Here is a 13414-nt window from a genome sequence, read left to right as displayed (position 1 = left end):
CGAAACCCAACAAGGAGTTTCGGATTCTTACACAGCCTGAGGATCGGTCAATGGATCCTTAACTGATCGGCATTAGACCCCGGGGTCGCCTTTTCTCATGGTGTGCGCCTGACTCAGGACTTCTTGGTGACCTGGGCGGCGGGCATCAGACCCTGGTTCACCTCTTCCAGATCCTTCTGCTCCAGGATGCCGGCGGCCTGCTTGAGGGAGAGGATGCTGAGGATGTAGTTGTAGCGGGCCTCGGAGAGCTTCTGCTTGGCCTGATACAGCTTGCGGGTGGAGTCCAGCACGTCGACGATGGTGCGGGTGCCCACCTCGTAACCGGCCTCGGTCGCCTTCAGGGCGCTGTCGGCGGAAATGACGGACTGGCTGTAGGCGCGGACCGAGCCGATGCTGGCGTTCACGTTGTTGTAGGAGGAGCGGACTGTGCTCTGTACCGAGCGGAAGCTGCGTTCGAGCTGTTCGCTGGCAGCCACGTAGTTGAACTGTGCCTGCTTGACCTGGGAGGTGGTGGCCCCGCCGGTGTAGATGGGCAGCTTGAAGTTCAGGCCGATGTTGCCCTGATTGCTGTTGCTCTCGGGGTTGCGGATCTCGTCCTTGTAATCGTTGTAACCGGCGTTCAGGCCGGCGCCCAGATCCAGGGTCGGTTCATGACCGGTCTTGGCCAGATCGATCTGCTCCTTGGCGATGTCCTTGCCGATGCGGGCGCTGTGCAGCTCCAGGTTCTTGTCCAGGGCCAGTTCCAGCCACTTGTCGGAGTTGAACGCGGTCTTCTGCGGGCTGAAGCGATCGGTGTTGAGCACGTCCAGTTGACGGTGGTCGATACCGGTCAGCTCGCGCAGGCTCTCGTAGCTGTTGTCCAGGGTGTTCTCGGCATTGATCTCGTCCGCCAGCGCCTGATCGCGCTCGGCCTCGGCTTCGTGCACGTCGGTGATGGCGGTCAGGCCCACTTCGAAGCGCTGCTGGGTCTGTTCAAGCTGACGCTCGACCGCGGTCTTGTTGGCACGCACGAATTCCAGGGTATCCATGGCCTTGAGCACGTCGAAGTAGGCCTGGGCGGTACGCAGCATCAGGTTCTGGTACTCGAGGTTGTAGGCCACGTCGGACTGGGTGGCGCTCTTCTCGGTCAGATCCAGGTTGACCCAGTTGCTGCGACGGTAGATGGATTGATCCAGGGTCACGGAGCCGGTAGCGCCCGTGTTGGTCATGGTGTCGTTCTTGTTTTGCAGGTAGTTCAGGCCGGCGCCCAGGTTGATCTGGGGCAGCAGGGCTGCACGGGATTCGTTGATCTTCTCGAAGGCCTGGTCCCGCTTGGCCTTGGATTCCAGCAGCTGGGTGTCCTTGATCTGGGCCTGTTGGTAAATATCGAGCAGGTTTTCGGCATGAGCGGCGCCGCTCACACCCAGCATCACCATGACTGACAAGAGTGTTCTTTTCATATGATAGTTTTAACCTTTTGTATCAACCCAAAGCTGTCCGCTGGATGAAGGGGGGATTGTCACCGACCAAGCTTGATTTCAGCTTAACCACTCTACTATAAGCAGATTTCATTGCGAACTGTCTCTTTTCCAGCTGCGGAAACGTCAAGGTCCGGGGCGAGTTTTCTCGGCAACGCGCCTAGCCAAATGCCCTGTGGCTGCTAAAATCCTTCCCTCATCGTCGGCGAGAGCGAGTGAATGAATGTTCATTCATGCCCCCGAATATTATGGTCAAACCAAGCCAAGTCAAGCTGGCAGGAGTCTCGAATGTCACAGCAAGCCTTGCCTCAAACCTGCCACTACTCCAGCGATGATGTGAAAATCATTGAAAAATCAGCTGGATATAATGGCTTCTTCAAGGTGAATGTCTACCGCCTGCAACACAGGCTGTTTGCCGGTGGCTGGAACGCGCCCATCGTCCGGGAACTGTTCGAACGTGGCCATGCCGCCGCCCTGCTGCCTTATGATCCGGTGCGGGACGAGATCGTGCTGGTGGAGCAGTTTCGCATCGGCGCCATGGAGACCAGCGCCACCCCCTGGCTGCTGGAGCTGGTGGCCGGCATCATCGATGAAGGGGAGACCGCCGAGGCAGTGGTGCGGCGCGAAGCGGTAGAAGAGGCAGGGATCGAGGTGGGACGCTGCGAACACGCCATCAGCTATCTGGTGAGCCCGGGTGGCAGCACCGAGCGCATCGAGGTGTTCGTGGGCGAGGTGGATGCCAGTCAGGCCAAGGGGATCCACGGTCTGGCGGAAGAGGGGGAAGACATCCGGGTCCACGTGGTGAGCCGCGAGCAGGCCTATGCCTGGCTCAAAGAGGGGCGCATCGACAATGCCGCCTCCGTCATCGCCCTGCAGTGGCTGGCCCTGAATCACGGCGAGCTGCGGGCACGCTGGCTGGCGGGGCGCTGAGGTGACGCTCGTTCAGACCCGGGTCAGGTGCCCTGTGTCCGACTGGAACACTGTGCAGTGGGTCCACCCTTCATGGACCCTGATTGAGGGAGCCGCGACATGTCATTAGTCCAGAGCCCGATGAAGCGCTATGTGCCTGATTTGATGTCCTTGCAGCGTACCTGCGAGGTCAATTACATGGCGCTGATGAAACTGTTGCCGCCTGGCGGCAGCGTGGGTGCTGAGCGCCGCTATCAGGTCGGCAACGGCCTGCAGTTCCAGCTCACGGTGAACGAGGAGAGCCGCTTCACCAGCCAGGTGATCCTGGCCCAGCACAACCCCGAATTGCCGAGCTACTTGCAAGCCCGGATAGAGATTCGTTTGTATCATGATGTGCGAATGGCGGAAGTGTGTGCGGCGCAACAGATTTCAATGTTGCAACCACGTTATGATTATCCCAATCAAAAAATGCATCACAGGGATGAAAAGGAGCAGGTAAATCTATTCTTGGCCGATTGGTTGAGATTTTGTCTCAAACACGGCACCAGCCTGATTAACATCCTCTAGTCGAACCCATAAAAAAGAAGCGTGATTTTGGAAACAGAGCTACCTCAGGCGCCGGACGGCAGTGTGCGCCTGTTACAGATTACCGATACCCATCTCTTCGCCAGTGCCGAGGGGCGGCTGCTGGCCGTGCCCACGGCGCAGAGTCTGGCCGCCGTGCTGGAGCGGGTGCAGGCCAACGAGCACCCGTTCGATCTCATCCTCGCCACCGGGGATCTTTCCCAGGATCACAGCCCGGAGTCCTACCAGCGCTTCGCCTCCATGATGGCGCCCCTGGCTCGCCCCATCTACTGGTTGCCCGGCAACCACGACGACGGCCCCCTGATGACCGAATACCTCCATGCGGCCGGCATCAGCGAGGCCAAGCAGCTGGTAGGCGAGCACTGGCAGGTGATCCTGCTGGATACCCAGGTGCGCGGCAAACCCCACGGGGTGCTGGGGGATCACCAGCTGGCGGCCCTGGATCAGGCCCTGCGCCAGCATCCCGAGCGCCATGCCCTCATCGCCCTGCACCATCAGGCGGTGCCGGTGGGCTGCGCCTGGCTGGATCAGCACAACCTCAAGAATGCCGACGACCTGTTCGCCGTGCTGGCCCGCCACCCGCAGCAGAAGACCATCCTGTTCGGCCACGTCCATCAGGAGTTTGACGAGGTGCACCACGGAGTGCGGCTCATCGCCAGCCCCTCTACCTGCATCCAGTTCAAGCCGCTCTCCGACGGTTTCGCACTGGACGAATCCGGCCCGGGCTGGCGCTATCTCACCCTGCACCCGGATGGCCGGGTGGCGAGTCAGGTGTGGCGCCTGCCGCTGGGGCAGTTCGTGCCCGACCCCAATGCCACCGGTTACTGAGGGGTTGCCATGAAGCCCGTACTCCTCTACCTGCACGGTTTCAATTCATCCCCCGGCTCTGCCAAGGCGCAGCAGATGGCGGCCTGGGTGGCAGAGAACAGGCCCGATATCGAGGTGGTGATCCCGGCCCAGCCCAACACGCCTGCGGCCGCCTGGGCTGCCATCGAGCAGGCCATCGCCGACCTGAAGGCCCGCCACGGCAGCGCCCTGCGACTGGGCGCCGTGGGCAGCTCCCTCGGTGGCTTCATGGCCACGCGAGTGAGCGAGATGTACGGTTGCCGCGCCGCCCTCATCAACCCGGCGGTGCGCCCCCACGAGCTGCTCTGCGACTACCTCGGCCCCCAGACCAACCCCTACAGCGGCGAACGCTATGAACTGCTGCCCGGGCACATGGACGAGCTGAGAGCGCTGGCGGTGCCGGTGACTGCTCCCGAGCGGCTCTGGGTGCTGCAACAGCAGGAGGACGAGGTGCTCGACTATCGCAAGGCGCTGGACGAATACCGCTTTGCCCGTCTCTCCCTGGAGTGCGGCGGCGATCACGCCTTCACAGGCTTCGAGCGTTACCCCGCCCAGATCGTCCGTTTCCTCGGGCTCTAGCCATGCAACCGCCGTTGGCCGCCTTCCTCGAACAGGTGCTGGCCACGGCCCAGGCGGGGCTCACCTACTCCCGGGATCCCTTCGACATCGCCCGCTTCGAGGCGCTGCGAGCGGCCACGGTGATGCTCATTGCCAGCCAGAGCGAGCAGGCCCCCGACGCCATCGGCGACTGGATTTCCCTCGACAGCGGCTATCCTACCCCCAAGCTCGATGTGCGGGCCTTCATTCAGAACGATGCGGGCCATATCCTGCTGGTGCAGGAGCGCAGTGACGGTTGCTGGACCCTGCCGGGGGGCTGGTGCGACATCGGCGATTCGCCTGCGGACGCCGTGGTGCGGGAAGTGGTGGAGGAGACCGGCCTCGTCTGTCGGGCGGTGCAACTGCTGGCCCTGTTCGACAAGCTCAAGCATCCCCATCCCCCGCAGTTGCCCCACGCCCACAAGGCCTTCTTCCTGTGCGAGGTGACGGGGGGCGCTCTGCTTACCGACACCGATGAAACCAAAGGGGCGGGGTACTTCCCCATCGACGCCTTGCCCGAACTCTCCCGCCACCGGGTGGTGGCGTCCCAGTTGCGCACCCTCCATGACCATCTGTCGCAGGGGCGGGGGGATACCCTGTTCGATTAACCGGTTCGCAGCCTGACACTGCGGCAAGGAGGCAGCATGATCACACGCATCGGCAATACCCCCATCCAGAAGAAACACAAGGCGAGCTGCCACTGCGGCGCCGTGGTGCTGGAGCTGACCCTGCCGGATGGCGTGGTGGATCCGCGCCGCTGCGACTGCTCCTTCTGTCGGCAGCGTGGGGCCATCGTCGCCTCGGTGCCGCTCTCCGGCATCCGCATCCTGCAAGGGGAGGCGGCGCTTCGCTGCTACCAGTTCAACACCCGCACCGCGAAACACTACTTCTGCAGCGTCTGCGGCATCTACACCCATCACCAGCGCCGATCCAATCCGGCGGAATATGGCTACAACCTCGCCTGTCTTGAGGGGGTCAACCCGTTCGATCTGGGAGAGGTGCCGACCCGCGACGGGGTGCATCACCCGGCAGATACCGTAGCCGATTGAACGCGAGGTGACTGCCCCGACGGGTGGCGGGGAGGACGGGCGAGGCGTTGTCGTGCCACTCCCGTGACGACACCTCAGGGGGTCATCTGCTTGTGTAGCCCCCGCCACGGCTGTGTTAACCTTGCCCTGTCCGTCTCCCGGCGGACCCCGGCCTCTCTCTTCATTCCATCTCTGCCAACAGGGGGCACACCCGTGACGACTGCTTCAGCGCTGCCGGATCTGATCCTCGGGGCCTCGCTCTACTTTCCGCCCCTGTTCAAGGCTGTGCTGCTCGGCCTGCTGGGCTGGCTGCCGGTGCACCATCTGCTGCGGGACTGGCTCTACGGTGGGGATGTCTGGCATCCCCTGCTGATGGATCTCTCCCTCTTCATCCTCGCCGTCAGTGGCGCCCTATGGATATTGCTACATGGCTAAATCACCCCTTGCGACCCTCAAATACTTCTCCACCCTGCTGGTCTTTGCCCTGGCGCTGGTGTCGCTCTGGTGGCTGTGGAACGACTACATGCAGGGTCCCTGGACCCGGGATGGCAAGGTGCGGGCCGAGCTGGTCAGCATCACGCCCCAGGTGTCGGGCAAGATCGTCAGGATAGGGGTCAAGGACAACCAGCTGGTGAAGGTGGGGGACCTGCTCTTCACTCTGGATCCCGAGCCCTATCGCATCGCGCTGGACAACGCCAGCGCGGCCCTGGCCAAGGCCAGGTCGGATCTCGACAAGGCGGAGCACGAGGCGAACCGTCGCCAGAGTCTCTCCCGCACCGTCATCTCCGCCGAGGCGGTGGATGAATCCAGGCTCAATGCCCAGGCGATGAAGGCGGCTTATGAGGTGGCCCAGGCCAATCTGGAGCAGGCCAGATGGTCCCTTGCCCGGACCGAGGTCCATGCTGCGAGCGACGGCTACATCACCAACCTGCAGGCCAGGGTCGGCAACTACGCCACCGCCGGGGTGCCCCTGGTGGCCCTGATAGACACCCACTCCTTCTATGTGCAGGGCTATTTCGAAGAGACCAAGCTCAGGCACATCGCCCCCGGCAAACCGGCCGAGGTGGTGCTCTACAGCGGGGATCGGGTACTCAGGGGGGAGGTGGAAAGCATAGGGCGCGCCATTCACGATCAGAGCCTGGAAGGCAGCGAGGGGCTGCTGCTCGACGTCAAGCCGAACGTGCCCTGGGTGCGCCTGGCCCAGCGGGTGCCGGTGCGGATCAGGCTGCTGGCGATTCCCCCGGATCTGGTCTTGATCGCGGGCACGACCTGTACCATCACCATAGGGGACTAGAGTGATCCCCTCGCTCTGGCGCCAGACCCCCTGGGGCAAGGCCAACGGCGGACAGTGGCGCTACGCCCTGCGCAATGCCCTGGCCATGTGCCTGTCGCTCTGGCTGGCGTTCGTGCTGCAACTCGACTCTCCCTACTGGGCCATGACCTCCGCCGCCGTGGTGAGCTTTCCCACCGTGGGGGGCGTCATCAGCAAGAGCCTGGGGCGGGTGGTGGGCAGCCTCATCGGCGCCATGGCGGCGGTGATGATCACCGGCCTTGGCATCGGTGATCCCTGGCTCTTCAGCCTGCTTATCGCCCTCTGGCTGGGGGGTTGCACCTACATCTCCAACCACCATCAGAACAACGTCTCCTACGGTTTCGCCCTGGCGGGCTATACCGCCGCCATCATCGCCTTCTCCTGCGTCAACCTGACCGACCCGCAACATATCTTCGACATCGCCCAGGCCCGGGTGAGCGAGGTGATCGTCGGCATCCTCTGCGGCGGCCTGATGATGATGATCCTGCCGAGTTTCTCCGATGGCGAGACCCTGCTGGACTCCCTTGGCAAGAGCCAGACCCGGCTGCTGGAACATGCCCAGCTGCTCTGGCTCGGGGAGACGGGCGCCGATGTGCGCACCGCCCACGAGGGGGTGATCGGTCAGATCCTCACCCTGAACGTGCTGCGCATCCAGGCAGTCTGGAGCCACCACCGCCTGCGCCGCCACAACCAGTTGCTGAACTATCTGCTCCATCGCCAGCTGAGGATGGTCAGCCTCATCTCGGGGCTGCGCCGCATGCTGCAACACTGGCCAGAGGACGCCGTCGACCCGGCCCCCATGCTGGCCGCCGTGCTGCGGGAGCTGGGACAGGGGGGCTGCGACAAGCTGCGCATTGCCCGCCTGATGGCGCCCTTCGTGGCCCGTTCGGGGGATGATTATCGCTGTCAGGCCTTCTGGCTGCGGCTGCGCCACTTCTGCTGGAGCTACCTGGAGTGTCAGCGCTGGCTGGAAAGGCTGGCCCGCCACGATGGCCAGGAGTGGCCGGCGCCGCCGCGCCACAGCTCTCTGACCAGTCACACCGACGGCCTGGAGGCGGCCTACAACGGGGGGCGTACCTTCCTCTGCGTGATGCTGGGCTGCACCTTCTGGATCCACAGCCAGTGGGATGCGGGCGCCGCAGCCCTGACCCTGCTCGCCATCTGCTGCGTGCTCTATTCCGCCACCCCGGCCCCGGCCAAGGGGGCCCAGACCATGCTCAAGGCCATCGTGCTGCTCAGCTTTATCTGCTTCGGGGTCAAGTTCGGGCTGATGATCCGCATCGACGACTTCTGGATCTTCTGCGCCCTGCTGTTCCCCGCCCTCATCACCCTGCAACTGCTGAAATTGCAGCGCCCCCAGGGGGCGGCGCTCTGGGGCCAGCTCATCGTGCTGCTCGGCTCCTTCCTCGCCATCACCAATCCGCCGAGCTACGACTACCTCGCCTTCGTCAACAGCAGCCTTGCCCAGGCACTGGGGGTGATGAGTGCAGGGCTGGCGTTCCAGCTGCTGCGACCTAGCTCGGATCGGCGCAAGAGCCGCCGCCTGATGCATCGTCTGCGGCGTGATTTCGTGGACCAGCTGGCCCCGGCCCCGCATCAGAGCGAGGGGGAGTTTGAATCCCGGGTCTATCACGCGGTGAGCCAGCTCAGCCAGAGTCAGGATCAGGGGGCCCGGCTCTGGGTGCTGCGCTGGGGCGTGGTGCTGCTCAATTGCAGCCACATCGTCTGGTAGCTCAGGCTTTGGCGCAGCCGGGATCCGGCCCTCTATCTGGTGCGGGACGGCTGTCTGCGCTGCCTGAAAGGCATTCTGACCGAAGGGGGCGTGCAGCACGAGACCCTGGGGCGCACCCTGGCGGAGCTGGACCGCATCAGCCAGGGGCTGGGGGAACATGCAGACCCGGTGGCCCGGGCTCTGGCGGGGCTGGTGTGGCGACTTCACTGCTCCCTCTCCCAGCTTGTGCAGGCCCTGCCCGGGGAACCCGCCTGATCCCGGGCGGGGAGGCCGGAGCCCCTCTGGATCACCCTTTGCGAGCGCCCCATTTGTCCCGGGCCCTCCCTGCGAGTAAGATTCCCCCCAAACGTCAATTCGCAAGGCCCTCCATGTCCACTCAATACAATGCGGATGCCATTGAGGTCCTCAATGGCCTTGAACCGGTGCGTCGCCGCCCCGGCATGTACACCGACACCACCCGGCCCAATCACCTCGGCCAGGAGGTCATCGACAACAGCGTCGACGAGGCGCTGGCGGGTCACGCCCGCAATCTGGAGGTGATCCTGCACGAGGATCAGTCCCTCGAGGTGATCGACGACGGTCGCGGCATGCCGGTGGACATCCACCCGGAGGAAGGGGTCTCCGGCGTGGAGCTGATCCTCTGCAAGCTGCACGCGGGGGGCAAGTTCTCCAACAAGAGCTATCAGTTCTCCGGTGGCTTGCACGGGGTGGGGATCTCCGTGGTGAACGCCCTCTCCGATCGGGTCGAGGTGACGGTACGCCGGGACGGCCAGGTCTATGACATCGCCTTCGAGCGGGGCGAGAAAGTGCAGGAGCTGACCATCACCGGCACCTGCGGCCGTCGCAACACCGGCACCCGGGTGCGCTTCTGGCCAGAGGCGCGCTACTTCGATTCGCCGCGCTTCTCGGTCTCCAAGCTCGAGCACCTGCTCAAAGCCAAGGCCGTGCTCTGCCCGGGCCTCACCATCAAGTTCCTCGACAAGAACACCGGCATCAAGCTTGAGTGGTGCTATGAAGACGGCCTCAAGGATTACCTCATCGATGCGGTCAAGCAGTTCACCTGCCTGCCGGAGCAGCCCTTCGTCGGCTCTTTCAGTTCCGAGCAGTCGGCGGTGGACTGGGCCCTGTGCTGGTTGCCGGAAGGGGGCGAATGCCTCGCCGAATCCTATGTGAACCTTATTCCCACCGCGCTCGGTGGCACTCATGTCAACGGCCTGCGCCAGGGGCTGCTCGACGCCATGCGCGAGTTCTGCGAGTTCCGCAACCTCTTGCCCCGCGGGGTCAAGCTGACCCCGGAAGACATCTGGGATCGCTGCGCCTACATCCTCTCCATCAAGATGCAGGACCCGCAGTTTGCAGGGCAGACCAAGGAGCGACTGTCGTCCCGCCAGAGCTCGGCCTTCGTGTCGGGCGTGGTGAAGGATGCCTTCAGCCTCTATCTGAACAGCAACACCGAGCTGGCCGAACAGCTGGCGGAGCTCTGCATCTCCAGCGCCCAGCGCCGGATGCGCGCCGCCAAGACGGTGGTGCGCAAGAAGATAACGCAAGGCCCGGCCCTGCCCGGCAAGCTGACCGATTGCGGCTGCGCCGACCCCATGCAGGGGGAGCTCTTCCTGGTGGAGGGTGACTCCGCGGGCGGCAGTGCCAAGCAGGCGCGGGATCGCGAATTCCAGGCCATCATGCCCCTGCGCGGCAAGATCCTGAACACCTGGGAGGTGGAGGCCGGTCAGGTGCTCGCCTCGCAAGAAGTACACGACATCTCGGTGGCGATCGGGCTCGACCCCGACTCCGACGATCTCAGTGGCCTGCGCTACGGCAAGGTGTGCATCCTGGCGGATGCGGACTCGGACGGTCTGCACATCGCCACCCTGCTCTGCGCCCTCTTTGTGAAGCACTTCCGCACGCTGGTGGAAAAGGGCCATGTCTATGTGGCCATGCCGCCCCTCTATCGTATCGACATCGGCAAGGAGGTCTTCTACGCCCTCGACGAGGACGAGAAGAACGGCGTGCTGCAACGGGTCGAAGCCGAGAAGAAGAAGGGCAAGGTGATGGTGACCCGATTCAAGGGGCTGGGTGAGATGAACCCCAAGCAGTTGCGGGAAACCACCATGGATCCCAACACCCGCCGCCTGGTGCAGCTCACCATGGGCGCGGAAGGAGGGGCAGAAGGGGAAGATGGGGACGAGACCCTGCAACTGATGGATATGCTGCTGGCCAAGAAGCGCGCCGGTGATCGCCGCGAATGGCTGGAAGAGAAGGGCAACCTCGCCATCATCTAAAGCGAGTCGCAAGTACCCCGGCCCTCCCCTTCGCAAGGGGAGGGGGCCAAGCCTCTCCTCCCCCTCATGGAGGGGGAGGTTGGGAGGGGGGCTTGTGATTCACCGTCGGCCCCCTGCCGACCCGCATTTCCGGCGTGCCCTCTGAGGGCGTGCCATAGCAAGAGAACAACCTTATGAGTGATGCTATCGAGCTCAGTCTGTTGGATGAAGTAGAGCGCCAACCAGCTCCCGAACCGAAAGAGATAATCACATGAGTGATGCCATCGAGCTCAGTCTGGACGGGGTAGAGCGCCAGCCAATGCGCACCTTTACCGAGCAGGCTTACTTGAACTACTCCATGTACGTCATCATGGATCGGGCCCTGCCGCATATCGGCGACGGCCTCAAGCCCGTGCAGCGGCGCATCATCTACGCCATGAGCGAGCTGGGGTTGTCGGCCCTCTCCAAGCACAAGAAGTCTGCCCGTACCGTGGGTGACGTGCTGGGCAAATACCACCCCCACGGCGACATCGCCTGTTACGAAGCCATGGTGCTGATGGCCCAGCCCTTCTCCTACCGCTACCCGCTGGTGGACGGCCAGGGCAACTGGGGTGCGCCGGACGATCCCAAATCCTTTGCCGCCATGCGTTATACCGAGGCGCGGCTGTCGCGCTTCTCCGAACTGCTGCTCTCCGAGCTCGGCCAGGGCACGGTGGAGTGGACGCCCAACTTCGACGGCACCATGAAGGAGCCCGTGGTGCTGCCCGCCCGCCTGCCGCACATCCTGCTCAACGGGGTGACCGGCATCGCGGTGGGGATGGCGACCGATATCCCGCCCCACAACGCGCGGGAAGTGGCCCACGCCTGTGTGGAACTGCTGGACAACCCGAACGCCGGCCTGGATGCCCTGATGGCCCATGTGCAGGGGCCGGACTACCCGACCAATGCCGAGATCATCACGCCCCGCGATGACATCCGCAAAATCTACGAGACCGGCAAGGGTTCCATCAAGCAGCGGGCGGTGTGGAGCGAAGAGGATGGCGACATCGTCATCACGGCGCTGCCCCATCAGGCCTCAGGCGCCAAGATCATGGAGCAGATTGCCGCCCAGATGGTGGCCAAAAAGCTGCCCATGGTCACCGATCTGCGGGATGAATCGGACCACGAGAACCCGACCCGTCTGGTGATCGTGCCGCGCTCCAACCGGGTGGATGTGGAGGGGCTGATGGCCCACCTGTTCGCCACCACGGATCTGGAGAAGAACTACCGGGTCAACCTAAACATCCTGGGTCTGGACAACCGGCCCCAGGTCAAAGACCTCAAGACCATTCTCACCGAGTGGCTGAGTTTTCGCCGCGAGACCGTGCGTCGCCGCCTGCAGTATCGCCTCGACAAGGTGCTGGCCCGCCTGCACATCCTCGAAGGCTTGCTCATTGCCTACCTCAACATCGACGAGGTGATCGAGATCATCCGCACCGAGGAGGAGCCGGGCCGGGTGATGATGGAGCGTTTCAATATCACCGAGACCCAGGCCGAGGCGATCCTCGAGCTCAAACTGCGCCACCTGGCCAAGCTCGAAGAGTTCAAGCTGCGCGCCGAGCAGAATGAACTGGCCGAAGAGCGTGACAAGCTGGAACTGATCCTGGGTTCCGAGCGCCGTCTCAGCACATTGCTCAAGAAAGAGATCCTGGCGGACGCCGAGAAGTACGGCGATGATCGCCGCACCCCGCTGGTGGAGCGTGCCACCGCCGTGGCCCTGACCGAGAAGGAGCTCACCCCGAGCGAGCCGGTGACCGTGATCCTCTCTGACAAGGGCTGGGTACGCGCCGCCAAGGGCCACGACGTGGATGTGGAGGGCCTCTCCTACAAGGCGGGGGACGGTTATCTGGCCCACGCCCATGGCCGCAGCAACCAGCAGGCGGTGTTCCTCTCCACCCTGGGGAGAACCTACTCGCTGGAGGCCCATACTCTGCCCTCCGCCCGCAGTCAGGGCGAGCCGCTCACCGGTCGCTTCGCGCTGGGGGCCGGTGAAGAGGTGCGCCATCTGGTGATGGGTAACGAGGGCGAGCCGTACCTGATCTGTTCCGACGCCGGTTACGGCTTCGTCTGCCAATACGACGACCTGACGGCTAAGAACAAGAACGGCAAGGCGCTGCTCACCGTGCCGGAAGGGGGCATCGTCATGGCGCCCCAGAAGATAGGCGCGCCGGACACGGATCTCTGCATGGCCATCTCCAACGAGGGGCGCATGCTGCTGTTCCCGCTCAATACCCTGCCGGTACTCGGCAAGGGCAAGGGCAACAAGCTCATCAGCATCCCGTCGGCGCGGGTCAAGGCGCGGGAGGAGTTTGTGGTGATGGCGGCCGTCATTCCGCAAGGCCAGTCGGTCACCCTGTTTGCCGGCAAGCGCAAGCTCACCCTGAAACCGTCCGATCTAGACTACTACCGCGGCGAGCGCGGCCGCCGCGGTGCCAAGCTGCCCCGCGGTTTGCAGCGGGTGGATCGTATCGAGATTGAACCCGCTGCCGGTGCAGAACCGGCAGCCGGGGAAAATCAGGAAGGGTAAGGTAGTAACCAATCAACAGAAAGGAGCGATTAAATCGCTCCTTTCTTTTTCCTGATTACCCATGATTAGCAGTCAGTTACCACGAACTATACTGATCTTACGTACAGTTATCGAGGTGCGAGAT

The 13414-nt window shown here is 63.5% G+C and carries 11 protein-coding genes and 1 pseudogene; 11 read left to right on the top strand and 1 reads right to left on the bottom strand.

Annotated features, from left to right (window positions below):
- Positions 1–113: 113 nt before the first annotated feature.
- Positions 114–1439 carry an outer membrane channel protein TolC gene (gene tolC, locus OKC30_RS15810; RefSeq protein WP_029313618.1) on the bottom strand — a complete coding sequence of 442 codons (1326 nt, stop codon included), beginning with the start codon at positions 1437–1439 and terminating at the stop codon, positions 114–116.
- A 306-nt stretch (positions 1440–1745) separates the two neighbouring features.
- On the opposite strand from tolC, the gene nudF reads away from it, so the two are divergent.
- The 11 genes and pseudogenes from nudF to parC all read left to right on the top strand — a co-directional run bounded on the left by nudF (position 1746) and on the right by parC (position 13290).
- Positions 1746–2387: an ADP-ribose diphosphatase gene (gene nudF, locus OKC30_RS15805; protein ID WP_010672772.1), complete on the top strand. Its 642-nt coding sequence runs from the start codon at positions 1746–1748 to the stop codon at positions 2385–2387.
- A 99-nt stretch (positions 2388–2486) separates the two neighbouring features.
- Positions 2487–2933 carry a DUF1249 domain-containing protein gene (locus OKC30_RS15800; RefSeq protein ID WP_160838912.1) on the top strand — a complete coding sequence of 149 codons (447 nt, stop codon included), beginning with the start codon at positions 2487–2489 and terminating at the stop codon, positions 2931–2933.
- Positions 2934–2960: 27 nt separating this feature from the next.
- Positions 2961–3779: a 3',5'-cyclic-AMP phosphodiesterase gene (gene cpdA / locus OKC30_RS15795; protein WP_041214382.1), complete on the top strand. Its 819-nt coding sequence runs from the start codon at positions 2961–2963 to the stop codon at positions 3777–3779.
- Positions 3780–3788: 9 nt separating this feature from the next.
- Entirely contained in the window at positions 3789–4376 is a 588-nt protein-coding gene (locus OKC30_RS15790) for a YqiA/YcfP family alpha/beta fold hydrolase (RefSeq protein ID WP_045523103.1), read from the top strand.
- Positions 4377–4378: 2 nt separating this feature from the next.
- Entirely contained in the window at positions 4379–5002 is a 624-nt protein-coding gene (locus OKC30_RS15785) for an NUDIX hydrolase (RefSeq protein WP_160838914.1), read from the top strand.
- Positions 5003–5038: 36 nt separating this feature from the next.
- Positions 5039–5443: a GFA family protein gene (locus tag OKC30_RS15780; protein WP_160838916.1), complete on the top strand. Its 405-nt coding sequence runs from the start codon at positions 5039–5041 to the stop codon at positions 5441–5443.
- A gap of 171 nt (positions 5444–5614) precedes the next feature.
- Complete coding sequence (locus OKC30_RS15775; RefSeq protein ID WP_202395197.1) at positions 5615–5857, top strand: DUF1656 domain-containing protein; 243 nt, start codon at positions 5615–5617, stop codon at positions 5855–5857.
- Positions 5850–6716 carry an efflux RND transporter periplasmic adaptor subunit gene (locus OKC30_RS15770; RefSeq protein WP_160838918.1) on the top strand — a complete coding sequence of 289 codons (867 nt, stop codon included), beginning with the start codon at positions 5850–5852 and terminating at the stop codon, positions 6714–6716. Before OKC30_RS15775 ends, OKC30_RS15770 begins: the two co-directional genes overlap by 8 nt.
- A gap of 1 nt (position 6717) precedes the next feature.
- Positions 6718–8721: pseudogene (locus tag OKC30_RS15765) on the top strand (FUSC family protein).
- A gap of 113 nt (positions 8722–8834) precedes the next feature.
- Positions 8835–10745, top strand: coding sequence for a DNA topoisomerase IV subunit B (gene parE / locus OKC30_RS15760; RefSeq protein ID WP_270666744.1), 1911 nt, complete (start codon positions 8835–8837; stop codon positions 10743–10745).
- Positions 10746–10995: 250 nt separating this feature from the next.
- On the top strand, positions 10996–13290 hold the full coding sequence (gene parC / locus OKC30_RS15755; RefSeq protein WP_160838920.1) for a DNA topoisomerase IV subunit A: 2295 nt from the start codon (positions 10996–10998) through the stop codon (positions 13288–13290).
- The last annotated feature ends 124 nt before the right edge of the window (positions 13291–13414 follow it).

This window comes from Aeromonas sp. QDB18 (assembly GCF_027705325.1).
Lineage (GTDB): Bacteria > Pseudomonadota > Gammaproteobacteria > Enterobacterales > Aeromonadaceae > Aeromonas > Aeromonas caviae.
This window is presented reverse-complemented; position numbering and strand designations above follow the sequence as displayed.

Excerpts from the sequence above, each read along its gene's own strand:
- tolC (WP_029313618.1), bottom strand. The coding sequence starts at position 1,439 with ATGAAAAGAACACTCTTGTCAGTCATGGTGATGCTGGGTGTGAGCGGC.
- nudF (WP_010672772.1), top strand. The coding sequence starts at position 1,746 with ATGTCACAGCAAGCCTTGCCTCAAACCTGCCACTACTCCAGCGATGAT.
- parE (WP_270666744.1), top strand. The coding sequence starts at position 8,835 with ATGTCCACTCAATACAATGCGGATGCCATTGAGGTCCTCAATGGCCTT.
- OKC30_RS15800 (WP_160838912.1), top strand. The coding sequence starts at position 2,487 with ATGTCATTAGTCCAGAGCCCGATGAAGCGCTATGTGCCTGATTTGATG.
- OKC30_RS15790 (WP_045523103.1), top strand. The coding sequence starts at position 3,789 with ATGAAGCCCGTACTCCTCTACCTGCACGGTTTCAATTCATCCCCCGGC.
- parC (WP_160838920.1), top strand. The coding sequence starts at position 10,996 with ATGAGTGATGCCATCGAGCTCAGTCTGGACGGGGTAGAGCGCCAGCCA.
- OKC30_RS15785 (WP_160838914.1), top strand. The coding sequence starts at position 4,379 with ATGCAACCGCCGTTGGCCGCCTTCCTCGAACAGGTGCTGGCCACGGCC.
- OKC30_RS15770 (WP_160838918.1), top strand. The coding sequence starts at position 5,850 with ATGGCTAAATCACCCCTTGCGACCCTCAAATACTTCTCCACCCTGCTG.
- OKC30_RS15780 (WP_160838916.1), top strand. The coding sequence starts at position 5,039 with ATGATCACACGCATCGGCAATACCCCCATCCAGAAGAAACACAAGGCG.